This window comes from Roseobacter sp. HKCCD6576-2, assembly GCF_013179285.1.
GTDB lineage: Bacteria > Pseudomonadota > Alphaproteobacteria > Rhodobacterales > Rhodobacteraceae > Rhodophyticola > Rhodophyticola oceani.
Map to the genome: position 1 here is coordinate 147,842 of NZ_WVNW01000004.1, position 21,291 is coordinate 169,132.

22 protein-coding genes are annotated in these 21,291 nt (G+C 59.5%); 14 read left to right on the plus strand and 8 right to left on the minus strand.

Annotated features, from left to right (window positions below; all coding sequences use genetic code 11):
- Positions 1-2 precede the first annotated feature (2 nt).
- Positions 3-191, minus strand: coding sequence for a hypothetical protein (locus GTF44_RS15490; protein ID WP_171561123.1), 189 nt, complete (start codon positions 189-191; stop codon positions 3-5).
- Positions 192-453: 262 nt separating this feature from the next.
- Here GTF44_RS15490 and GTF44_RS15495 point away from each other — a divergent pair, with 262 nt between their 5' ends.
- Both GTF44_RS15495 and GTF44_RS15500 read left to right on the plus strand, forming a co-directional pair.
- Positions 454-1,110 carry a flagellar hook-length control protein FliK gene (locus tag GTF44_RS15495; protein ID WP_171561125.1) on the plus strand — a complete coding sequence of 219 codons (657 nt, stop codon included), beginning with the start codon at positions 454-456 and terminating at the stop codon, positions 1,108-1,110.
- A 15-nt stretch (positions 1,111-1,125) separates the two neighbouring features.
- Positions 1,126-1,794 carry a flagellar hook capping FlgD N-terminal domain-containing protein gene (locus GTF44_RS15500; protein ID WP_171560180.1) on the plus strand — a complete coding sequence of 223 codons (669 nt, stop codon included), beginning with the start codon at positions 1,126-1,128 and terminating at the stop codon, positions 1,792-1,794.
- A 5-nt stretch (positions 1,795-1,799) separates the two neighbouring features.
- Here GTF44_RS15500 and ubiB read toward each other — a convergent pair whose 3' ends face one another.
- Both ubiB and ubiE read right to left on the minus strand, forming a co-directional pair.
- Positions 1,800-3,329, minus strand: coding sequence for a 2-polyprenylphenol 6-hydroxylase (gene ubiB, locus GTF44_RS15505; protein ID WP_171560178.1), 1,530 nt, complete (start codon positions 3,327-3,329; stop codon positions 1,800-1,802).
- A complete protein-coding gene (ubiE, locus tag GTF44_RS15510) occupies positions 3,330-4,082 on the minus strand; it encodes a bifunctional demethylmenaquinone methyltransferase/2-methoxy-6-polyprenyl-1,4-benzoquinol methylase UbiE (RefSeq protein ID WP_171560176.1) in 753 nt (250 codons plus the stop codon).
- A gap of 90 nt (positions 4,083-4,172) precedes the next feature.
- Here ubiE and mutM point away from each other — a divergent pair, with 90 nt between their 5' ends.
- From mutM to GTF44_RS15555, 9 genes are all read left to right on the plus strand, one after another.
- The gene (gene mutM, locus GTF44_RS15515) at positions 4,173-5,036 is read left to right on the plus strand and encodes a bifunctional DNA-formamidopyrimidine glycosylase/DNA-(apurinic or apyrimidinic site) lyase (protein ID WP_171560174.1); all 864 of its coding nucleotides are present in this window, start codon (positions 4,173-4,175) and stop codon (positions 5,034-5,036) included.
- Positions 5,037-5,103: 67 nt separating this feature from the next.
- On the plus strand, positions 5,104-5,880 hold the full coding sequence (locus GTF44_RS15520) for an enoyl-CoA hydratase (protein WP_171560172.1): 777 nt from the start codon (positions 5,104-5,106) through the stop codon (positions 5,878-5,880).
- A gap of 217 nt (positions 5,881-6,097) precedes the next feature.
- Positions 6,098-6,364, plus strand: coding sequence for a 30S ribosomal protein S20 (gene rpsT / locus GTF44_RS15525; RefSeq protein WP_145214431.1), 267 nt, complete (start codon positions 6,098-6,100; stop codon positions 6,362-6,364).
- A gap of 689 nt (positions 6,365-7,053) precedes the next feature.
- The gene (dnaA, locus tag GTF44_RS15530) at positions 7,054-8,445 is read left to right on the plus strand and encodes a chromosomal replication initiator protein DnaA (protein WP_216365044.1); all 1,392 of its coding nucleotides are present in this window, start codon (positions 7,054-7,056) and stop codon (positions 8,443-8,445) included.
- Positions 8,446-8,578: 133 nt separating this feature from the next.
- Entirely contained in the window at positions 8,579-9,697 is a 1,119-nt protein-coding gene (gene dnaN / locus GTF44_RS15535) for a DNA polymerase III subunit beta (protein WP_145214424.1), read from the plus strand.
- Between the two features lie 100 nt (positions 9,698-9,797).
- Entirely contained in the window at positions 9,798-10,904 is a 1,107-nt protein-coding gene (gene recF / locus GTF44_RS15540) for a DNA replication/repair protein RecF (RefSeq protein WP_171560170.1), read from the plus strand.
- Entirely contained in the window at positions 10,901-11,527 is a 627-nt protein-coding gene (locus GTF44_RS15545; protein WP_171560168.1) for a LysE family translocator, read from the plus strand. The genes recF and GTF44_RS15545 overlap by 4 nt, the downstream gene beginning before the upstream one ends.
- Before the next feature lie 72 nt (positions 11,528-11,599).
- On the plus strand, positions 11,600-14,017 hold the full coding sequence (gene gyrB / locus GTF44_RS15550) for a DNA topoisomerase (ATP-hydrolyzing) subunit B (protein ID WP_171560167.1): 2,418 nt from the start codon (positions 11,600-11,602) through the stop codon (positions 14,015-14,017).
- Positions 14,018-14,281: 264 nt separating this feature from the next.
- On the plus strand, positions 14,282-15,736 hold the full coding sequence (locus GTF44_RS15555; RefSeq protein WP_171560165.1) for a HAMP domain-containing sensor histidine kinase: 1,455 nt from the start codon (positions 14,282-14,284) through the stop codon (positions 15,734-15,736).
- An 11-nt stretch (positions 15,737-15,747) separates the two neighbouring features.
- Here GTF44_RS15555 and GTF44_RS15560 read toward each other — a convergent pair whose 3' ends face one another.
- Complete coding sequence (locus GTF44_RS15560) at positions 15,748-16,659, minus strand: rhodanese-related sulfurtransferase (protein WP_171560163.1); 912 nt, start codon at positions 16,657-16,659, stop codon at positions 15,748-15,750.
- A 74-nt stretch (positions 16,660-16,733) separates the two neighbouring features.
- On the opposite strand from GTF44_RS15560, the gene pncA reads away from it, so the two are divergent.
- On the plus strand, positions 16,734-17,342 hold the full coding sequence (pncA, locus tag GTF44_RS15565) for a bifunctional nicotinamidase/pyrazinamidase (protein WP_171560161.1): 609 nt from the start codon (positions 16,734-16,736) through the stop codon (positions 17,340-17,342).
- A gap of 116 nt (positions 17,343-17,458) precedes the next feature.
- Here pncA and GTF44_RS15570 read toward each other — a convergent pair whose 3' ends face one another.
- The 3 genes from GTF44_RS15570 to GTF44_RS15580 all read right to left on the minus strand — a co-directional run bounded on the left by GTF44_RS15570 (position 17,459) and on the right by GTF44_RS15580 (position 18,403).
- Positions 17,459-17,803 carry a hypothetical protein gene (locus GTF44_RS15570; RefSeq protein ID WP_171560159.1) on the minus strand — a complete coding sequence of 115 codons (345 nt, stop codon included), beginning with the start codon at positions 17,801-17,803 and terminating at the stop codon, positions 17,459-17,461.
- Positions 17,804-17,915: 112 nt separating this feature from the next.
- On the minus strand, positions 17,916-18,071 hold the full coding sequence (locus tag GTF44_RS15575; RefSeq protein WP_171560158.1) for a hypothetical protein: 156 nt from the start codon (positions 18,069-18,071) through the stop codon (positions 17,916-17,918).
- A gap of 80 nt (positions 18,072-18,151) precedes the next feature.
- Positions 18,152-18,403 carry a GlsB/YeaQ/YmgE family stress response membrane protein gene (locus GTF44_RS15580; RefSeq protein ID WP_171560156.1) on the minus strand — a complete coding sequence of 84 codons (252 nt, stop codon included), beginning with the start codon at positions 18,401-18,403 and terminating at the stop codon, positions 18,152-18,154.
- A gap of 133 nt (positions 18,404-18,536) precedes the next feature.
- On the opposite strand from GTF44_RS15580, the gene GTF44_RS15585 reads away from it, so the two are divergent.
- Positions 18,537-19,454 carry an MBL fold metallo-hydrolase gene (locus tag GTF44_RS15585; protein ID WP_171560155.1) on the plus strand — a complete coding sequence of 306 codons (918 nt, stop codon included), beginning with the start codon at positions 18,537-18,539 and terminating at the stop codon, positions 19,452-19,454.
- Between the two features lie 111 nt (positions 19,455-19,565).
- Positions 19,566-20,315 carry a MipA/OmpV family protein gene (locus GTF44_RS15590; RefSeq protein ID WP_171560152.1) on the plus strand — a complete coding sequence of 250 codons (750 nt, stop codon included), beginning with the start codon at positions 19,566-19,568 and terminating at the stop codon, positions 20,313-20,315.
- 138 nt (positions 20,316-20,453) lie between these two features.
- Here the strand turns inward: GTF44_RS15590 and dapD are convergent, their stop codons facing one another.
- Complete coding sequence (gene dapD / locus GTF44_RS15595) at positions 20,454-21,281, minus strand: 2,3,4,5-tetrahydropyridine-2,6-dicarboxylate N-succinyltransferase (protein ID WP_171560150.1); 828 nt, start codon at positions 21,279-21,281, stop codon at positions 20,454-20,456.
- Between the last annotated feature and the right edge of the window lie 10 nt (positions 21,282-21,291).

Here is a 21,291-nt window from a genome sequence, read left to right on the forward strand (position 1 = left end):
AATCAAACACTGCCTCTCGCCAAATCCAATTCGGCAGACGACACAGCAGCACCAAGTGATCCCAAACGGAACACCACATCGACCACGAAACCGCCGGTCGAAATGCCCAACTCGCCCGCGACACGGTCCGATAGCACCGCGCAGCCCGTCGCCAATGGCGCCGCCGCCTCGAAAGCCAGCACCCCAGGCACGATGAACCATCTCGTTGGTACTCCCGGCAAGACGGCATCACCGCCCGGGGGCGGGGCGCAAAAGGTTGCTGGCGACGGGATGGCGTGCAAAAATTCGCCCTCTCAGAAAGCCGAGCCGTCGCTTGCGGTGACCCCGAAATCGGTGTCGATAGCGACACAAGGTGCCCAGGCTTCCACGTCACCAACAGGGCCTCCGACAGTGCAGGCGGCATCATCGTCGCAAACATATCGCGAGGGAACGTCGCCCACATCACGCCAGACCATGGACATAACGCAGACAGCTTTCAGTCCACATTCCGCCACGATCAATGCCGGGCAGACCGGGCATCACCTTCCGGCAAACCGTTCCTCTTGGGGCACAGTCTCAAACGAAGGATTGGCGACACCTGCCGGACAACTCGACCCCTTGATGGGAGACAAAGCCTTCGCAGACTCTGACCTCCCGCCGCAACTTGGCACAGGCGCGGCGTCCGCCAAAGCACAGGTGATCGGTCTACCTGCCGCAACGCCCGCGATGGCTCAGAACGCGGCCGCGCAGATGGCTGCCGCGATGCAGGCCCAGTCAAATTCGGCGCTTCGCGATCAGCCGACGGAGATCGCCCTTGATCCGCCAGAACTGGGCCGGGTCCGTATGGTGTTCAGTCTTGTGGAAGGGGCTCTCACCCTCTCGATCACCGCAGATCGCCCTGAAACGCTCGACCTCATGCGCCGTCATATGGATCTCCTTTCGCAAGAGTTCAGCCGCGCCGGGCTGGGCGGCACCGCGTTCAGTTTCTCTGGTGGTGAAGAAAATCCTAACCTGCCGCAATCTAGCCACCAAACAGTAGCAACGGACGATCCGAGCACCGTCACCGATCCAACATCCTCGATCCAACAACAAACGCGCCAGCATAACGGTGCCCTGGATCTGAGACTCTAAAGAGGAGCCTCCTATATGGACGCCATTCAATCGACTCAACAACGCGCCCAGACCTCGTCGGCCAACCGAAACGACGCGACAGCGGACGATTCCATCGTGTCGGCGGATTTCCAGACCTTTTTGACCATGCTGACCACGCAGATGGAGAACCAGGATCCGTTAAATCCGATGGAATCGACCGATTTCGCCACGCAACTCGCGACCTTTTCGGGCGTCGAACAACAAGTGCGCACCAATGAACTGCTGAGCGGGCTGCAGTCAGGGATGAACCTGATGAGCATGGGGCAACTCGCCGGTTGGGTCGGGATGGATGCGCGCGCCGAGATGCCTGCGGCCTTTGCCGGCACCCCGATCACGATGGCCGCCCCTCCCCACAATCTGGCCGACCGGATGGAACTCGTGGTTCGCAATGAAGCGGGCGAAGAGATGCAGCGGATTAACCTTACCGTTAGTGAAGAACCCTTTGCCTGGGCAGGTGTCGACGCCGATGGTCAGCCTTTCCCTGAGGGTGTCTATAGCTTCACCGCCGAGGCTTATGACGGAGAGACATTGCTCGAAGAACGCCCGGCTCAGGTCTATGCCCGGGTTGAAGAGGCGTTGATCCGCGACGGCGAGACCTGGCTCAATATGCCGGGTGGCGTCAGCATTCGCGCCGATTTGGTCCAAGGTATCCGCAACCCGTGATCAGGTCAGAGTTGTGTTGCCAGAATCGCCAGCCCGATACCAATAGCCAGCCCGAAAAGCACATAGAGAACACGGTCGCGCCAACGTGACGGCTCGGGTTCAGGTTTCGGATTGCTTTGCGCCATCAAGGCCGCTTCGGCCAGTTGCGGCAGACGCGGGCCAAAACGGGAGAGAACGCGTGCCGTGCGGAACAAATCGGTGAGCAGTGCTTTCGGTCCGATGTTCCGGGTGATGTAATCCTCGACGACGGGCCGGGCGACATCCCAGATATTGATATTCGGATCCAGCGACCGCGCCACGCCTTCGACCACCACCATCGTGCGCTGCAACAAGATCAACTCGGTGCGGGTCTCCATCCCGAATTGTTCGGTGACATCAAACAAATACGCGAGCAATCGCGCCATCGAAATCCGGCTGGCATCCATGCCGAAAATCGGCTCCCCAACGGAACGCAAGGCTTGGGCAAACTCGTCAATATCCCGGTCGGCAGGGACATAGCCGGCCTCGAAATGCACCTCCGCAACGCGCCGATAATCCTTGCGGATGAATCCCATCAAGATTTCGGCATAGACCCGGCGGGTGTACTCATCCAACCGCCCCATAATCCCAAAATCGAGCGCGACGATCTCACCGGTCGGCCCGACTTTCAGGTTCCCCTGATGCATATCCGCATGGAAAAACCCGTCCCGCAGGGCATGGGTCAAGAACATCTGCAAGGTGCGCGCTGCAATGGCCTTGTTGTCATGCCCGGCCGCGATCACCTCTTCGGCTTCACCGTAAGGGATGCCATTGGCCCAACCCAACGTCATCACCTGTCGCGAACACAAGAACCATTCGACCGACGGCACATGAAACCCTTCGTCCTTGGCCGTATTGGCGGCAAATTCGCCGGCCGCCGCTGCCTCGATCCGCAGGTCCAGCTCGCGCAGCACGACGCCTTCGAAATGAGCGACCACATCGTTGGGTCGCAAGCGCCGAGAGGCGGGCGAGAGAGTCTCGACCAACCATGCAATCAAGTAAAACGCATCGATATCCTTGCGAAACGCCCGCTCGATATTCGGGCGAAGCACTTTGACAGCTACCTCGTGCCCCGTTTCGGCCAATCGCGCCCGATGCACCTGGGCGATCGAAGCCGCCGCAACAGGGTCGGAAAACTCCGAAAACAGCACCTCAACCGGCATTTCCAACTCGGAGGCGACGACCCGTTTGGCGCGCTCGGTCGGAAAGGGCGGCAGCTTGTCTTGCAACACGCGAAGTTGCGTCGCCAGATCGCCACCCACCACATCGGGCCGTGTCGACAGGATCTGACCAAATTTGATATAGGCCGGCCCCAGCGCGGTAAGCGCGCGGGTCACCGGCGGCAGGTTGATATCGCCTTTCAGCCCCAGCCATTTGAATGGCCAGCCCAAGATCCGCGCCGCGATCCGCAAACTGCGCGGCGCATCCATCGCTTCCAGTGCCACGCGCATCGCGCCCGTTCTTTCGAACGTCGCGCCCGTGCGGATCACCCGCCAAATATTGTGAGGACCGCGCACCTAGAGCTTCCACCCCGAATGCAGCGCGGCGATGCCCATGCTGAGATTGCGGTATTTCACCTGCTCAAACCCGGCGGTGCGAATCATCTCGGCAAACACCTCTTGTTCCGGAAATTTGCGGATCGATTCGACCAGATATTGATAACTATCCCGATCATTGGCGATCGCTTGCCCCATGCGCGGGATCACGTTGAAAGAGTAGAGATCATAGAGCTTCTGTAGCCCGTCATTCGGCAGTTGGCTGAACTCCAACACCATCAGCCGCCCGCCGGGTTTCAGCACTCGGAACGCCTCGGACAACGCATCGGGAATGCGCGTGACATTCCGAATGCCAAAACTGATCGTGTAAACGTCGAAGGTGTTGGCCTCGAAGGGGAGCGCCATCGCATCGCCGACAACCCAGCTCAGTTTTTCGGCCAGATGCGCCGCCTCGGCACGTTTCTGCCCCTCGACCAGCATTGATTCCGTCATATCGAGCACGGTTGCCCCGGCTCCAGGCGCCCGTTTCAGAAACCGAAACGCGATATCGCCCGTGCCGCCGGCCACATCCAGCAAGGCTTGGCCATCGCGCGGAGCCAGCCAATCCATCATCGCGTCTTTCCAGACCCGGTGGATGCCAACCGACATGACATCATTCATCACATCATAGCGCGAGGCGACATTGGTGAAGACACCGTGGACCATGCCCGCCTTGTCCTTTTCGCCCACAGTTTGAAAACCGAAATGGGTGGTGCGGGTGTCTTTCTCGCTCATGGGCTCTTGCCCTCCTGGTCTTGGTGTCCTTCAAAGAGAAGGCCGCGCCCACGCGGATACACCGCCCTGCTATGACAAGGAAAGCCCGCTTTGCCAGAACTTCCAGAGGTCGAGACAGTGCGTCGCGGGTTGGCCCCCGTCATGGAGGGCGTCCGGATCGCCAAGGCAGAGGCGCGGCGGCCCGATCTACGCTGGCCCTTGCCAGAGAACATGGGCGCCCGGCTGACCGGCGCGACGGTAACGGCGCTTCGACGACGGTCGAAATATATCCTGGCCGATCTTGATACCGCAGAGACACTGATCATCCATCTGGGTATGTCAGGGCGGATGCTGATCTCCGGCGTGGCTGGCCGCGATATGCCGGGGCAGTTCCACCACGTGCATCCGGCCCCGGAGAAACACGACCACGTGGTGATCGATATGGCGACCGGCGCGCGGGTCACATTCAACGATGCCCGGCGGTTCGGCGCGATGGATCTGACCCCGACGGCGCATGTGGACGATCATTGGCTGATTGCCAATCTTGGGCCGGAGCCGTTGAGCAATGCGTTTAATGAAAGCTATCTCGCGGACCGCCTGGCCGGACGCAGAACCCCGATGAAGACAGCGCTTCTGGATCAGCGGATCATCGCGGGGCTTGGCAATATCTATGTCTGCGAAGCGCTACACCGAGCCGGGATCTCCCCCAAACGCCTGGCCGGGAATCTCTCGCGGCACCGCATCGCCAAGCTGGTGCCGGTGATCCGCGATGTGATTTCCGAGGCGATTGAGGCAGGAGGCTCTTCGCTGCGCGATTACCGGCAAGCCGACGGAGAGTTGGGCTATTTTCAACATAGTTTTCGGGTCTATGACCGCGAAGGCGCACCTTGCCCAACCCCCGGATGTCAGGGGGAAATCCGCCGAATTGTGCAATCGGGCCGATCCAGCTTTTACTGCGCGTCATGCCAAAGATAGCTTGAACCCCCGGGTCAGGCTGCTAACCCTACGGCCTGAAGTTCAACAATCGAGGGCCCGCCCCCACATGGCTTACGAGACCCTGATCGTCGAGATCGAAGACCATATCGCACTGATCAAACTAAACCGCCCCGACGCAATGAATGCGCTGAACAGCCAAGTGCTGGGCGAATTGTCGAAGGCTCTGAAAGCGGCAGAACAGAATGATAAGGTGCGGGTGGTCGTGCTGACCGGGTCCGACAAGGCCTTTGCCGCAGGGGCCGATATCAAAGAGATGTCGGAGAAGACATTTGTCGAAGCCTTCACCAGCGATCTCTTCGGCGAAGATGTTGAGCAACTCCTGAAATGCCGCAAACCGATCATCGCCGCCGTGGCGGGCTATGCACTTGGCGGCGGCTGCGAGTTGGCGATGATGTGCGACTTCATCATCGCGGCGGATACGGCGAAATTCGGTCAGCCAGAGATCAATCTCGGCGTGGTTGCCGGGATTGGCGGGACGCAGCGCCTGACCCGGTTCGTCGGCAAATCGAAATCGATGGATATGCATCTGACCGGGCGCTTCATGACAGCCGAGGAAGCCGAGCGATCCGGCCTCGTCTCGCGCGTCGTGCCGGCCAAGAAACTGATGGAAGAGGCGATGGGCGCGGCGGCGAAAATCGCCGAGAAATCCGCATTGACGGCGATGGCGGTGAAAGAAGCGGTGAACCGCAGCTATGAGACGACGCTCCGCGAAGGGTTGCTCTTTGAACGCCGCCTGTTCCATGCGCTCTTTGCCACCGAAGACCAGAAAGAAGGCATGGCCGCGTTCCTCGAAAAACGCGAGGCGCAGTTCCGCGACAAATGAGCGACCGCCATCGGGAGCCCTAGAGGAAATCGGCTCCGCGTTAGGATACAGGACCGCCGCGCCAAAGGGGCTTTCCTTCCCGGCCCGAATCCCTTAAACGGCGCCGATACATGCGCGTGAGGCCCGCTTTGGCCAGATTTGCCCGGTTCGCAAAACCCGGGGCGCGGTCTCGCAATGCGCTCGACATTTGAACAGACCCATCCGAAGGGAAACCGACATGGCAAATTCGCCTCAAGCCAAGAAACGCGCCCGCCAGAACGAGCGTCGCTTCGCCATCAACAAAGCCCGCCGTTCGCGCATCCGCACCTATCTCCGCAAAGTCGAAGAGGCCATCGCCTCCGGTGACCAAGCGGCAGCCCAATCGGCGCTGCGCGAAGCTCAGCCCGAACTGATGCGCGGCGTCACCAAAGGGGTGTTGCACAAGAACACCGTTGCTCGAAAAATGTCGCGCCTTTCTGCCCGTGTGAAAGCCCTGGGTGCCTAAGCGGCGGTCTCAATACTTCCTTATTTTAAAGGCGCTCCAACTGGGGCGCTTTTTTTTGTTTCAAAAATATGACGCCGGATCAAAGGGCTAAATTCCCCCACCGAGATTCGATTGCTGGAATGGACAGAGTCAAGAACGAAGAGATGTTGCGAGACGCGCGTGAGTCCCGCTAGCTTACCCCAGTGATTCAGATTGTCTGGGGGGACAGAACGGATGGGCACGGACCGCGGTTCGTGTATCAAAAAGCTACGGCCAAATGATACATGGGTGAGCGTTAAACTCACCGACGGGGTCACCACCATCGACATGAAGACAACAACCGAACGGGCACTTGTCGGTTGGTCTGATATGTCGCCGTGCGACATGGGAAGCGATGATGCTTTCCCGGTGGCGCGGCCAGAAATGTCTCAATACCCGCACCGCGTCTAAGTGGTGCTGTTTTGGCGCTAACCTTGGGCAAACCAAGGGTGGGTCAGATAGCAACGCTGTGGCGCTTGGCTGGCGCCTTTTCGGGTCGGCCGCGTCCTTCGCCTCTCCGGTGGCTGGGCATGATGTGTTTTACATCAATGCCGCCGTTGGGCACCCAGGTCGATCTTGTCACACGTGAACTCATAACCGTGGCTGACCGTTTGGGAGGCCTGAGGATTGGCTTGGCAGCGATCCGAGATAAAAAGAACGACGGGTACAAAATGACGAATGAGACTTGGGGACATGTCCGCAGCGAATTGATGAAGTCCATTGGGAAGAATAATTTTTCAGCTTGGATAGAACCGATTATTTTTGACAGTTTTGAAGACGGCACCGTGCGATTTCTCGTGCCAGCAAAGTTCATCGGCTCTTGGGTCTCACAGAATTTTGGCGATGTGATCCTTCGCCATTTGATCTCCGCCGGCATTGGGGCCGATCGGATAGAATTCGATGTGGACCCCGCCGCCGGCGCCGCCGCTGGTAACGCCAACACCGCCCCAAATGCAGACCCGTCTGAGAAAGCTCCCAATGGACACGCGCTCAATGGCGCGGCGCCAACCGAAAACAACGGACTGCCAAACGCCTCGCTCAACCCGAACTTCACCTTCGATGCCTTCGTTGTGGGCAAGCCCAATGAGCTGGCCCATGCCGCCGCGCGCCGCGTGGCCGAAGGCGGCCCGGTCTCGTTCAACCCGCTCTTTCTCTATGGCGGGGTCGGCCTCGGGAAGACCCACCTGATGCATGCCATCGCTTGGGAGTTGCGCACCCGGCAGCCGCAGCTGCGCATTCTCTACCTCTCCGCCGAACAGTTCATGTATCGCTTCGTCCGCGCGCTGCGCGAGAAGGACACCATGGGCTTCAAGGAAATGTTCCGCTCGGTCGATGTGCTGATGGTGGATGATGTCCAATTCATCTCCGGCAAGAACTCGACCCAGGAAGAATTCTTCCATACTTTCAATGCTTTGATCGAAATGGGCAAGCAAATCGTCATCTCCGGTGACCGCGCGCCCGTCGACATGGAAGATCTCGACAACCGGATCGCCTCGCGCCTGGCCTGCGGCTTGGTGGTCGATTTGCATCCAACCGACTACGAGCTGCGCTTGGGCATCTTGCAAACCAAGGCCGAGGCCTATCGCGAGCGCTATCCGAACCTGCAGATCGCGCCCGGCGTGTTGGAGTTTGTCGCCCATCGCATCTCGACCAATGTCCGCGTGCTTGAAGGCGCGCTGACCCGGCTCTTTGCCTTTGCCGATCTGATTGGTTCCGAGATCACCATGGATCTGACCCAGGAATGTTTGTCAGACATCCTGCGTGCCACCGACCGCAAGGTGACGATGGATGAGATCATCAAGAAAGTCTGCGAGCATTACCATATCCGGCAAGCCGACCTGCTCGGCCCCAGCCGGGCCCGGAACAATGCGCGCCCCCGGCAGATGGCGATGTATCTTTGCAAGACGCTGACGACCCGCTCGCTGCCCGAGATCGGCCGGAAACTGGGCCGTCGCGATCACACCACGATCCTGCACGGCGTTCGCAAAATTGAAGAGCTCATGGCCGTCGATAGCCAGATCGCCGAGGATGCAGAGCTTCTGCGTCGGATGCTGGAGGCTTAACTGCCTCATATCGTGAGAAATCGGGCCGAAAGCCATTGACGCGGCGGCCCGATCCGCGACACTTCAACAAAACACTTGAGCCTCCGGGCGGAGCGGCTACGCTCTCCGCCCCGCTATCTGTCGGAGCCTGGGCATGAAAATCTCGATCGAACGCGCCACATTGCTGAGCGCGGTGAGCCAAGCGCAATCTGTTGTGGAGCGTCGGAATACCATTCCGATCCTCGCCAATGTGCTGATCGAGGCGGACGGGGCCGAGGTCTCGTTCCGGGCAACCGATCTGGATATCGAAGTGGTCGACAAAGTCGCCGCGCAAGTGGAGCGTGCAGGCGCCACAACGGTCAACGCCGTCACCCTGCATGAGATCGTTCGGAAACTGCCGGATGGCGCATTGGTCCAGCTCTCCGATGATGGCGCCTCGGGCCGTTTGGCCGTTGAGGCTGGCCGCTCAAATTTCTCTTTGGCGACCTTGCCCAAAGAAGACTTCCCGGTGATGACGTCTTCGGAGTATTCGGCCAATTTCTCAGCCAAAGCGCCCGTTCTGCGTCGGCTGTTTGACAAGTCGAAATTCGCAATCTCCACCGAAGAAACCCGGTATTACCTGAACGGTGTCTATTTCCATGTCGCCGATGCCGAAGATGGCAAGGTCCTCCGCGCCGTCGCAACCGATGGGCACCGCCTGGCGCGGGTCGACGCGACGCTCCCTGGCGGGGCGGAGACGATGCCCGGTGTGATCGTGCCGCGCAAAACCGTGGGTGAGTTGCGCAAGCTTCTGGAAGATGACGAGGCGGAGATCGCCGTCTCGGTTTCGGAGACGAAGATTCGCTTTGCGACGCCCGAGATTACCCTGACCTCAAAGGTGATCGACGGCACGTTCCCGGACTACTCCCGCGTCATCCCGACCGGAAACACCCGCAAGCTAGAAGTGGATGCGAGCGATTTCGCCAAAGCCGTGGATCGAGTTGCCACTGTGTCGTCGGAGCGCTCGCGGGCGGTGAAACTGCAGTTGGATGAAGATCGTCTGGTGCTGTCCGTGAATGCACCCGATAGCGGCAATGCCGAGGAAGAACTGGCCGTGGCCTATGGTGATGAGCGATTGGAGATCGGGTTCAACGCCAAATACCTGCTGGAGATCGCCAGCCAGGTAGATCGGGAAAACGCCGTGTTCTTGTTCAACTCGGCCGGTGATCCGACCCTGATGCAAGAGGGTGGCGACACGTCCGCTGTCTATGTCGTCATGCCGATGCGCGTGTGACAGGGACCCGGAATTTTCAAAAATTCCGAGGCGGAAAACAGATGTTTTCCGCACCGTTTTCTTCCAAGAAAACGGTCGCCCGCGCAAACCGGATGCTCGCATGAAGGCCTTTCTAGACCATCTCATCTTGTCGCATTTCCGCTCGCATCAGCGCGCCGATCTCGCGCTTGATGGCCGCCCGGTCGCTTTTTTTGGTCCTAACGGTGCGGGGAAGACAAACATCTTAGAGGCGGTGTCGCTTCTCTCTCCGGGCCGGGGCCTCCGACGCGCCAGCGCCGATGACATCGCCCGCAAACCCGAAGCACTCGGCTGGAAGATCAAGGCCGAGATCGCCGGGGATCTGTCTCATGAGCTTGAGACCGGGGCCGAGCCGGGACAGAGTCGCAGCCTGCGCATCGACGGCAAACCCGCGCCGCAAACCGCGCTGGCCCGCATTCTGCGCATGGTCTGGCTGGTACCATCGCAAGACCGGCTCTGGGTTGAAGGCGCGGAGGGTCGGCGCCGGTTTTTTGACCGGATGACGATGAGTTTCACGCCGAACCATGCCGAGGCCGTCTTGGCCTATGACAAAGCGATGCGGGAGCGGAACAGGCTCCTGAAAGACATGGTTCGGGATGCGCATTGGTATGACGCCATCGAAACGCAGATGGCAGATGCCGCCGCCAAAATCACCCAAAACCGCCATGCGGCGCTCGCCCGGATCGCCGAGGCGCAAGACGGGGCAGAGACTGCGTTCCCTACCGCTGATCTGACCTTAATTGAGGCCGAGGGCGGAGAAGCGCTGCACGTCCCCGCCGATTTTGCCGCAAGCTTCGCCGCCAATCGGTCGCGTGATCTTGCGGCGGGCCGCACGCTGATCGGGCCGCATCGGAGCGATATCGCAGCCGTCTATGTCGCAAAACACGCCCCGGCGCAGCAATGCTCGACCGGCGAACAAAAGGCCCTTCTGATCTCTCTCATCCTCGCCAATGCCCGCGCACTGAAAGCCGATACCGGCACCGCTCCGCTTGTCCTACTGGATGAGGTCGCGGCCCATCTCGACACCGCGCGCCGGGCGGCCCTGTTCGACGAGATCTGCGCGCTTGAAACACAAGCTTGGATGACCGGGACGGGCCCAGAGCTCTTTGCCGAGCTTGGCGACCGCGCCCAGCATTTCTCCGTTACGGAAACCGGAGGCCGCTCAACCGTCGCCGAGGTCACACCATGACACTCACGGCGGCCCAAATCTCGCTTTATGCCGGGGCGCTCTTCGTCCTCTTCCTGACACCCGGTCCGGTCTGGTTGGCGCTCACCGCCCGGACACTGGGTCATGGCATCCGCGGGGCCGTTCCGCTGATGCTCGGCGTCGCGATTGGCGATGTCGTGTGGTCGCTTCTGGCGATCTTGGGCCTGGCGTGGATCGTCGGCACCTATGAGTGGGTGATGGACGCGCTACGCTGGCTTGCCGTGCTGGTCTTTGCGGGCATGGGTCTGATGCTGCTTCGCCACGCCGACAAACGCATCGATGCCGACACGCGCCTAAATCGCCCGGGTCAGTGGGCTGGGTTTGTTGCGGGCCTGGCGGCGATCCTCGCCAACCCGAAAGCGATCCTATTCTATATGGGGATGTTGCCCGGCTTCTTCGATCTGACCGAGATAACCGCGACCGACATACTGCTGATCGCTGTCATTTCGATGATCGTGCCTTTGATCGGCAATTTCGGCTTCGCGGCTTTTGTGGATCGGGCGCGGCTGTTGATCGCCTCGCCGCATGCCTTGAAGCGGACCAACCAGGTTGCGGGCCTTCTGCTGATCCTTGTCGCTGTGGTAATCGCCATCGCGACCCCCTAAATATGGTGTCACACCCGTGACATCCCCCCCGAAAAACCCTATAAATCTGGCATAAGAACAACAGAGGTCCGCATGGCCGAAAATGCCCCCGCGCCTGAAGATTATGGCGCAGATTCCATCAAAGTTCTCAAAGGCTTAGAAGCAGTCCGCAAACGCCCCGGCATGTATATCGGTGATACCGATGACGGCTCGGGTCTGCACCATATGGTCTATGAGGTCGTCGATAACGGGATCGACGAGGCCTTGGCAGGCCACGCAGATGCCGTCACCGTCAAAATTCATGCCGATTCCAGTGTGTCTGTGCATGACAACGGGCGCGGCATTCCCGTGGGGATTCACGAGGAAGAAGGCGTCTCCGCCGCTGAGGTCATCATGACCCAGCTTCACGCCGGCGGGAAGTTTGACCAGAACTCCTACAAAGTCTCGGGCGGCCTGCATGGCGTGGGCGTCTCGGTGGTGAATGCGCTTTCCGATTGGCTGGAACTGCGCATCTGGCGCGATGGCAAAGAGCATATTGCCCGGTTCGAACATGGCGATACGGTCAAACACCTCGAAGTGGTGGGTGATGCAGGGGATCGCACCGGAACCGAAGTCCGGTTTATGGCCTCGACCGCCACCTTCTCCAACCTCGATTACAGCTTCAAGACACTCGAAAACCGCCTGCGTGAATTGGCCTTCCTCAACTCCGGTGTCCGGATCATCTTGGAAGATGAACGCCCTGCCGAAGCGCTGAAATCCGAGCTGTTTTATGAAGGTGGCGTCCGCGAATTCGTCCGCTATCTCGACCGGTCCAAGACCTCCGCCATGGAAGAGCCGATCTTCATCACCGGTGAGCGCGATGGCATCGGGATCGAGGTCGCGATGTGGTGGAATGACAGCTACCACGAGACGGTTCTGCCCTTTACCAACAACATCCCGCAGCGCGATGGCGGCACCCATTTGGCAGGGTTCCGTGGCGCGCTGACCCGGACGATCAATCTCTATGCGAACTCCTCCGGGATCGCGAAGAAGGAGAAAGTGAATTTCACCGGGGATGACGCTCGCGAAGGCCTCACCTGCGTGCTCTCCGTCAAGGTGCCCGACCCGAAATTCTCCAGCCAAACCAAAGACAAGCTGGTTTCGTCCGAGGTCCGCCCGGCGGTCGAAAGCTTGATGAATGAGAAGCTTCAGGAATGGTTCGAAGAGCATCCGAACGAAGCCAAAACCATCGTCAGCAAGATCATTGAGGCCGCATTGGCCCGAGAAGCAGCGCGCAAAGCTCGCGAGCTGACGCGCCGCAAAACCGCGATGGATGTGGCCAGCTTGCCGGGCAAACTTGCCGATTGTCAGGAAAAGGATCCGGCCAAATCCGAGCTCTTTCTGGTCGAGGGCGATAGCGCCGGCGGCTCCGCCAAACAGGGCCGCTCGCGGCACAATCAGGCCGTACTGCCGCTTCGGGGTAAAATCCTCAATGTGGAGCGGGCGCGGTTTGACCGGATGCTGTCGAGCCAAGAGATCGGCACATTGATCACCGCGCTTGGCACCGGCATCGGGCGCGACGAGTTCGATATCGAAAAGCTGCGCTACCACAAGATCATCATCATGACCGACGCCGATGTCGACGGCGCGCATATCCGCACCCTGCTGCTCACCTTCTTCTTCCGGCAAATGCCAGAGATCATCGAGGGCGGGTATCTCTATATTGCCCAGCCGCCGCTTTACAAAGTCGCGCGCGGCAAATCCGAGGTTTACCTGAAAGACCAAGGCGCGCTGGATGATTACTTGATTCAACAGGGCATCGAAGGGGCGGTTCTGCGGCTCCAATCCAACGAGGAAATCGCCGGCGCGGACTTGGCCCGCGTGGTCGATGCTGCGCGCAATTTCAAACGCATCCTAGATGCTTTCCCGACCCATTATCCGCGCCATATCCTGGAACAGGCCGCGATCGCGGGCGCCTTTGATCCGGGCCGCGCTGACGCCGACCTGCAACGCGTCGCCGATGATGTGGCGCAACGGCTTGATCTGGTGGCCGTTGAGTATGAGCGCGGCTGGCAAGGCCGGATCACCCAAGACCACGGCATCCGGCTTAGCCGCGTCTTGCGCGGTGTCGAAGAAATCCGCACCCTTGATGGTGCCGTTCTGCGATCCGGGGAAGCCCGCAAGCTGTCATCCGTCTCGGTCGATAGCCGAGAGGTCTATCGTGATCCCTCGCATCTGTCTCGCAAAGACCGTGACGTGCTCATCCACGGGCCAAGCGAGTTGCTTGACGCGATTCTGGAAGAAGGTGCAAAGGGGCTCACGCTGCAGCGCTACAAGGGATTGGGAGAGATGAACCCCGACCAGCTTTGGGAGACCACCTTGGACCATGAGGCCCGCACACTCCTCCAGGTCAAAATCGATGACCTGGCCGACGCGGATGACATCTTCACCAAACTTATGGGAGATGTGGTGGAACCCCGCCGGGAGTTTATTCAGCAAAATGCGCTGAGCGTCGAGAATTTGGATTTTTAGGAACAGCCCGGCTTGACGGGCGTCAGCGTCGTACCCATTTGGATTAAGTCTGTGACGGCGGCATTTCCACGTTGCTGGTAAGAGCCGTCGTTGCAATCAAGACCGCCTGAGATGCCTCGCATCTCGGGTTTTTGTAGTTTTTAGTGTGCCGCCGAACAAAGATATGACATATTGATGCCATAGCTTGATCACGGCAATTCCTCATCTATCGCAACAAACCCATAAATTGGGCATGTTTCCTGTATAATTGGAAACAATCGAGTAGTGACGAAAGTCTGTCTCTTGCAGAATGCGTTAAAAGACTTAACCAACACCTTCCTAGGTCCGACGGACACCCAATCTCTCCGCAGTCGGATGCGCGACTATGCGCGAGTGGGGCAACGCCTGTTTATGCAAAGGGTTGTGATCTTTGGATCCGGTATTGCCCTTGCTGCCTATTATTATGACACCACGACCGCGCTAATCTTCTATGCCGCGATCTGGCTCAGTGAACTCTTTGATTTGCGGGTCTTTTTCCTGATACGCAGGCCGCAGATATGGAATGACAAAGCGATAAAAAGCCACCTGCGGTACATCTATCTCGGAACCGTCGTCAGTGCGTCGGTGATCTCTTTATTCTGCATATCTGTTGCGCTCCAGCAGGGGCAAGTCTCGCATTTCATGCCGCTCTTCCTGCTTTTTTCGGCGTCTGTCTTCGCGGCTATCAATAACAACCAGTTCTTACCCGTTCTCGCGTTGCGCCTGTCGATCTATATGGCAGCGATTCTCTTCATCCCCATCTATGACCTGATTGTTTCCGGCGCACCGCTCCGGTCGGAACTGTGGCTACAGTTCTTTACGGTGCTTTTTGTGCTGTCCTTCGTGATCGAATGCGCCAGAAGCTTTCTGGTCGGGTATGTCACCAATCTGCGGCATGTCCGACAGATCGAGAAAGAGCACGAGAAATCTAAAGCCGCATACAAAGCAAAGACGGAGTTTATCTCCACGATCAGCCACGAGCTGCGCACGCCGCTGACTTCCATCAAGGGATCATTGCAACTGCTGGAATCGGGCGTTGCCGGGGATCTCCCTGAAAAGGCAGCACCTCTGCTGACGATTGCCAACCGCAACAGTGCGCGCCTGTCGGAACTGATCGAAGGAATTCTCACGTTCCAAGAGTCTGAAGCCGGTCGCCTCACGTATGATTTTCAGGACCTTGAGCTTAAAAGTCTCACGACCGGCGTCGTTGATCGCATGACCTCTTATGCCGAAGGTCTTGGCGTGCAGATCGAGCAACCCGCCGGCGATCAAGAATATTGGGTCAATGCAGACCCTGAACGACTCGAACAGGTCGTGACCAATATCCTTTCAAATGCTGTCAAATTCTCCCACAAAGACGGGTCCGTCCGCCTCCGTTTCGAGCAGGTAGATGGGATCGTTCGTCTTTCTATCTCAGACGACGGCATCGGCATTCCGGCTGACAAATCTGAACTCATCTTCGAGCAATTCAGCCAAATCGACTCATCAGACGAACGAAGCTATGAGGGATCCGGTTTGGGTATGAGCGTTTCCAGCGCGATTATCGCGGGACATGGTGGGAAGATAGATTTCACGAGTGAAGAAGGCGTTGGAACGACTTTCTTCTTCGAGTTACCGGCTGTGGCCCGCCCCGATATCGAAGCCGCCGACGAGTCTCCAAAGCCGCCGGAGACAGACCTAAGGGTCGCCTCAGCGTCTTGAATGGATGATAGTCATGGGTCGACACGCCCCAGATGACGTTCCCCACGTTTCTTAGCCAGCGCAATCTGCTTCTGCCGCTCCCGGAACCGGGCCCGATCTGCTTCACTATGCTCAGTCAAACACTGGTGGCACGACACCCCTTCTTCATATTCCTCACGACGCAAGTCCGACGGCTCCAATGCCCGCCGACACGCGCGGCATAGAACATGCGGCCCTTCGACCAATCCATGCCCAACCGAAACCCGCTCGTCGAACACAAAGCATTCGCCGCGCCACATGCTCTCTGACTCGGGAACCTCTTCGAGATATTTCAGAATGCCGCCTTTCAGGTGATAGACCTCATCAATCCCTTGAGACATCAGATATCCCGTTGATTTCTCGCAGCGGATTCCCCCGGTGCAGAACATCGCGATCCTTTTGTTATGGAACCGATCCGCATTCTTGGCCCACCAAGCCGGGAAATCGCGGAAGGTCTCCGTGCCGGGGTCGACCGCACCCTCGAAGGTCCCGATGGCGATTTCGTAATCGTTCCGCGTATCGATCACCGCCACATCCGGCGCACTGATCAGCGCGTTCCAATCGGCCGGCTCTACATAGCGGCCCACCGCGCAGGTTGGGTCCACATCCGGCTGGCCCATCGTCACGATCTCGCGCTTCAGACGCACCTTGAGCCGCCCAAAGGGCATCTCGGCCGCGTGGCTCTCCTTCCACTCCAACCGGTCGAAGCCCGGCAAGCCGCGGATATGCGCCAACACCGCGTCGATCCCCTCCCGAGGCCCCGCAATCGTGCCGTTGATCCCCTCATGCGCCAGAAGCAGGGAGCCTTTGACCCCGCCAGCCTCGCAAAGCGCAAGCATGGGGCCACGAAACGCCGCCGGGTCGTCGACTTTCGTGAAATGATAGAGTGCAGCAACCGTAAACATGCGGGGCAGATACGCCGTTGTGTCCTCCGGTTCAACGGGTAGGCTGGCCGCACGCAAGCAAAGCGGAGGCCCATATGCGCGATGCAACCCATGCCCTGATCGTTATCGACGTCCAGAATGACTTCTGTCCCGGCGGCGCACTGGCCGTCCCTGGCGGAGATGAGATCGTCCCCGGGATCAACACCCTGATGGATGAGTTCCAGGCCGTGATCCTAACGCAAGATTGGCACCCCGCCGGTCACTCCAGCTTCGCCAGCGAACATGATGGCCAAGAGCCCTATTCTGTCGTCGACTTCCCCTATGGTCCACAAGTCCTATGGCCGGATCATTGCATCCAATCCTCAACAGGCGCCGCGTTCCATCCCGATCTTCGCACGACCCCGGCGCAACTCATCATCCGAAAGGGCTTCCGACAGGAAATCGACAGCTACTCGGCCTTCTTCGAAAATGACCACCAAACGGCAACTGGGCTCGATGGGGCTCTCCGGTCCCTCGGCCTCACACAGCTCACATTGGTCGGTCTGGCGACAGATTTTTGCGTCAATTACTCCGCCGTCGACGCCGCGAAATTGGGGTTTGGCGTGACAGTCCGACAAGACTTGTGTCGGGCGATTGACCTAGACGGCTCTTTGGCCGCAGCGATTGATGGCATGCAGGATGCTGGCGTGACGATCCAAAGCTAGGTCGAACGACCGAAACCCAAGGCAATTTGGGGATGCTCCTCAAAACGGTCATGCAGCAATCCGGCGGCTTGGAAGAATCCATCGCGCCCATCGGAAAAGACCGTCCAGACAGCCGCTTAGGATCCATCCTCGCTAAAAAACGGCGTCATCTGCGCGACAATCACGGCGTTCTCCGCCAAGGCGCGCGCCATCAGCTCACGTTCCTCCGCCTCGATCTCATGCCCTTGGGCAGCCCGTTCCTCGGGCGTGCCATAGCCGGTCACATCCAGCGGCGCCAATTCCGCCTGTTTCAGGATCGCCACGGTTTCACGCACCGCCTCGGCCTCATCAACGCCGGAGGCGTAGCAAAGCAACGCCGCCCCTGTCGCGTTTTCGGGCAATCCGTCGCCCTCTTTCCGACCGACCTCCACAAGCAGGGTAAAGACTTGCTGGCGGCGCTTTGGTTTCTTTTCATCGCTCATGGCCCGCGTGGTGCGCCGAGGGGCGAAACAAGTCAAGCCGGATACCGGGGCAGAAAACCGACCGCCGGGCAGAGACGGGTTTTGGCCTGTCGCTCGCATAAGACCTGCGCCCTCAGCGCAGCGGCGAGATCAGGGTGGGCCGCTGTTCGGACCAGGTGCAAAGCTGATCTCCACCCCGCGCGCCTTGCATTTGGGTCTCAGAGGCATCGGCCTTTTGAGCAAAAATCCCCAAGCTGATCGCCAAGATCAACAAGACTGCCCGTATCATCGCTTCAATCCTCTCTTTGCCGGTGTCGCAACGTCACACGCGGCAAATCGAAGACTCCGTCGCATTATTTTGGCACAGCGTCAGCGGCGCCGAATGGCCCGCGCCGCCCAGATCAAGATGCATGCGCCGATCAACCCGACAATTCCCTGGCTGATCAATGTCGCCGAAGCGGTGATTCCAACCAGCCCCAGCAGGAAGTTCGCCAGAATCGCACCGACGATTCCCAAAATTACATTCATCAAAAGACCGGTCCTGGCCTTCATGATCGAACTGGCCACCCATCCGGCCAATCCGCCAACGATGATGGCCGAAATCCATCCCAATCCTTGCATACTCAGAACCTCCTCAAGCTGTCGCTCAAAAGCTTATCACGCGGCGTCTCAGCGGCAACCGAAGAAGGCTCTGACATAGGCTCTGTGATCGGCTAGGCTCTGCTCAAACGATCCGCTCGGAGACGCCAGCACCATGGCTGAACAAGAAAAATTCAGCATCGCCCGCGCGGCAGCCTCGCTCCCCACCCTACCGCCGCCAGACCCGATCCGGGGGCCAGACCTCCACCAGGCACAGTTCGGCAATTGCACGGTGAGCTTGCTGAGCGATGGGTCGATGTCCCTTCCCTTTCGCGCCCTCGCCCCCGCCGCGCCGCAGGATGCCCTTGCAACGCTGTGCGGGTTGCGCACCGCGCCGGAGCTTGCGGCGGGCGAGATGAGCCACACGCTGATCCGGGCCGGTGACGACCTCATCTTGATCGATACAGGTGCGGGCGCCGGCTGGCAAAGCGGCACGGGGCGGTTGCGCAAGCACATGCAGCTTTTGCAGATCGATCCAAACGCCATCACGAAAGTGGTGCTCACCCACCTGCATCCCGATCATGCCTGGGGCACGCTCGATCCGGCGGGCGGGCTCGTCTTTCCCAATGCGATCTACAGTGTCGGTCGCACGGAGCGCGACTTTTGGGGCGCGCCCGACCTTGCAGACCGTCTGTCGCCGATCGCCCGCCCCGCTGTCGATGGCGCACAATCCGTGCTGCGCGCCATCGGCGACCGGTTGCAAACCGTTCGGGACGGGGACGAGATCGCGCCGGGCATCACGGTGCTTGAAACGCCGGGCCACACGCCGGGGCATATCTCGATCTTGCTCAACGACGGCGACGGCCTGATCGTCACCGGCGATGCCCTGGTGCATGACATTGTCAGCTTCGCGAAACCCGATTGGGCCTTCGGATTCGACATGGATCCAGACACCGCGATCCGATCACGCCGCAGGCTGCTCGACCTCGCAACGCGGAAGGGCCATGCCATGGTCGGATATCATTGGAATTGGCCCGGAATTGGATATGTCGATCAGGACAAAGACGGCTATCGCCTGATCCGTCGGCAATAGGTCGCCTATGCCTCCCAAATTGGCCGAAAGACGGATTCTCTCTTGAGTCTCCATGCGTTAGGGCTATCTCGAAATTTAACTCTCGTATTACAGACTTGATTGGAGATTGCTTTGTCCGCTTTGGTGTATCGCGTCGCGACGGCCGCTGTTTTTACCTTCGTAGCTGTAGCCGCCCATGCGCAAGACGGGCCGCAGGGGTTTAGCGCGGGTTTGGCCGCTGGCATCTCAAGCTCGCCCTATGTCGGCGAAGATGATGAGTTGGGGGCGGTGCCATTTCTCTCTTACCAGGGAAATGGGTTTTCTGTCGGCACCAACGGCGTTTTCGTGACCGTGTTGAACCAGCCCAACGGACAGTTGGAGGCGGTCCTTACGCCGCGCTTCACCGCCTTGTCCGATCCCGACTCGAGCGCCCTTCAGGGGATCGATCGCGATATTACCGCCGATATCGGCCTGCGCTACACTTGGTCATTGGCGCCCGAAACGGAGGTTCGCGCCACATTGCTGCAAGAAGTGACGGGAGAGCATGACGGCCAAGAAGCGGATCTGCAGATCACGCAAAGCCTCATCGCGGGCCGTCTGCCGATGCAAGTCTTCGCGGGCGCAACCTGGCGGAGCGAAGAGTTGTCCGAATACATGTATGGCGTCCTGCCCGGAGAAGCCCAGGCCGGTCGGCCCGCTTATGCGCCGGGTTCGACGGTCGTGCCCTATATCGGGGCCTCGGCGGCTTTCCCACTGTCTGACAGCACTTCGCTCTTCGGCGCGGTGCGGGCTGAATTTCTACAAGATGCGATCACGGACAGCCCGATTATCGACGACAGCGCGTCGGTCGGCGTGCAACTCGGTCTCCGCTTCGCGTTCTGATCCCTGCGCGCGAAATCCGGTCGCGCTGCGCAGCATGCGACCAGGCACGACCAATGCCGCAAGCTCTGAAATGATGAAGGCCGCCACCTCTGGCGGCCTCAACTTTGTCCCAAGGTTTGGGCCGCGGGACCCCTCCCGTCAGTCGCGCAACAACTCGTTGATCGAGGTCTTCGCGCGGGTCTTCTCATCCACCCGTTTCACGATCACCGCGCAATAGAGGTTCACGCCGTTCTTCGACGGCATCGAGCCTGCGACCACGACCGAGCCGGATGGCACTTCGCCATACATGACCTCGCCAGTCTCCCGGTCCACAATCTTGGTCGATTGGCCGATGAACACGCCCATGCCCAAAACCGAACCCTCGCGGACGATGCAGCCCTCGACCACCTCAGAGCGCGCGCCGATAAAGCAATTGTCTTCGATAATTGTCGGCCCCGCCTGCATCGGCTCCAACACGCCGCCAATGCCAACGCCGCCGGAAAGATGCACATTCTTACCGATCTGTGCGCAGGACCCAACCGTGGCCCAGGTATCAACCATCGTGCCCTCGTCGACATAAGCGCCCAGGTTCACAAAAGACGGCATCAGCACCACACCGGGCGCGATAAAGGCGGATTTCCGAACCACGCAATTCGGCACCGCGCGGAACCCCGCGGCCTGCCACTGGTTCTCGCCCCAGTCTTTCCACTTGCTGTCGACCTTATCCCACCACGCGCCGCCTTGGGCCGAACCGCCCTGCATCTCCATGTCTTTCAGGCGGAAGCCCAACAGCACGGCTTTTTTGGCCCATTGGTTCACATGCCAAGAGCCATCCGCCTGCCGCTCCGCCACACGCAAGCCGCCGCCATCCAGCGCATTCAGCGTATCTTCAATCGCCTCGCGGGTCTCGCCTGTGGTCGCGGGCGTGATCTGATCGCGGCTTTCCCAAGCGGCCTCGATGGCGGTTTCAAGTTGAGCGTTCGACATGGGCGTCCTC

What these genes read in the sequence shown, in the direction of transcription:
- gyrB (WP_171560167.1), top strand. Translation starts at nt 11,600, where the DNA reads ATGGCCGAAAATGCCCCCGCGCCTGAAGATTATGGCGCAGATTCCATC.
- GTF44_RS15520 (WP_171560172.1), top strand. Translation starts at nt 5,104, where the DNA reads ATGGCTTACGAGACCCTGATCGTCGAGATCGAAGACCATATCGCACTG.
- GTF44_RS15585 (WP_171560155.1), top strand. Translation starts at nt 18,537, where the DNA reads ATGGCTGAACAAGAAAAATTCAGCATCGCCCGCGCGGCAGCCTCGCTC.
- GTF44_RS15570 (WP_171560159.1), bottom strand. Translation starts at nt 17,803, where the DNA reads ATGAGCGATGAAAAGAAACCAAAGCGCCGCCAGCAAGTCTTTACCCTG.
- GTF44_RS15560 (WP_171560163.1), bottom strand. Translation starts at nt 16,659, where the DNA reads ATGTTTACGGTTGCTGCACTCTATCATTTCACGAAAGTCGACGACCCG.
- rpsT (WP_145214431.1), top strand. Translation starts at nt 6,098, where the DNA reads ATGGCAAATTCGCCTCAAGCCAAGAAACGCGCCCGCCAGAACGAGCGT.
- GTF44_RS15500 (WP_171560180.1), top strand. Translation starts at nt 1,126, where the DNA reads ATGGACGCCATTCAATCGACTCAACAACGCGCCCAGACCTCGTCGGCC.
- GTF44_RS15495 (WP_171561125.1), top strand. Translation starts at nt 454, where the DNA reads ATGGACATAACGCAGACAGCTTTCAGTCCACATTCCGCCACGATCAAT.
- GTF44_RS15580 (WP_171560156.1), bottom strand. Translation starts at nt 18,403, where the DNA reads ATGCAAGGATTGGGATGGATTTCGGCCATCATCGTTGGCGGATTGGCC.
- dapD (WP_171560150.1), bottom strand. Translation starts at nt 21,281, where the DNA reads ATGTCGAACGCTCAACTTGAAACCGCCATCGAGGCCGCTTGGGAAAGC.
- ubiE (WP_171560176.1), bottom strand. Translation starts at nt 4,082, where the DNA reads ATGAGCGAGAAAGACACCCGCACCACCCATTTCGGTTTTCAAACTGTG.
- GTF44_RS15545 (WP_171560168.1), top strand. Translation starts at nt 10,901, where the DNA reads ATGACACTCACGGCGGCCCAAATCTCGCTTTATGCCGGGGCGCTCTTC.
- recF (WP_171560170.1), top strand. Translation starts at nt 9,798, where the DNA reads ATGAAGGCCTTTCTAGACCATCTCATCTTGTCGCATTTCCGCTCGCAT.
- dnaA (WP_216365044.1), top strand. Translation starts at nt 7,054, where the DNA reads ATGACGAATGAGACTTGGGGACATGTCCGCAGCGAATTGATGAAGTCC.
- pncA (WP_171560161.1), top strand. Translation starts at nt 16,734, where the DNA reads ATGCGCGATGCAACCCATGCCCTGATCGTTATCGACGTCCAGAATGAC.
- GTF44_RS15575 (WP_171560158.1), bottom strand. Translation starts at nt 18,071, where the DNA reads ATGATACGGGCAGTCTTGTTGATCTTGGCGATCAGCTTGGGGATTTTT.
- dnaN (WP_145214424.1), top strand. Translation starts at nt 8,579, where the DNA reads ATGAAAATCTCGATCGAACGCGCCACATTGCTGAGCGCGGTGAGCCAA.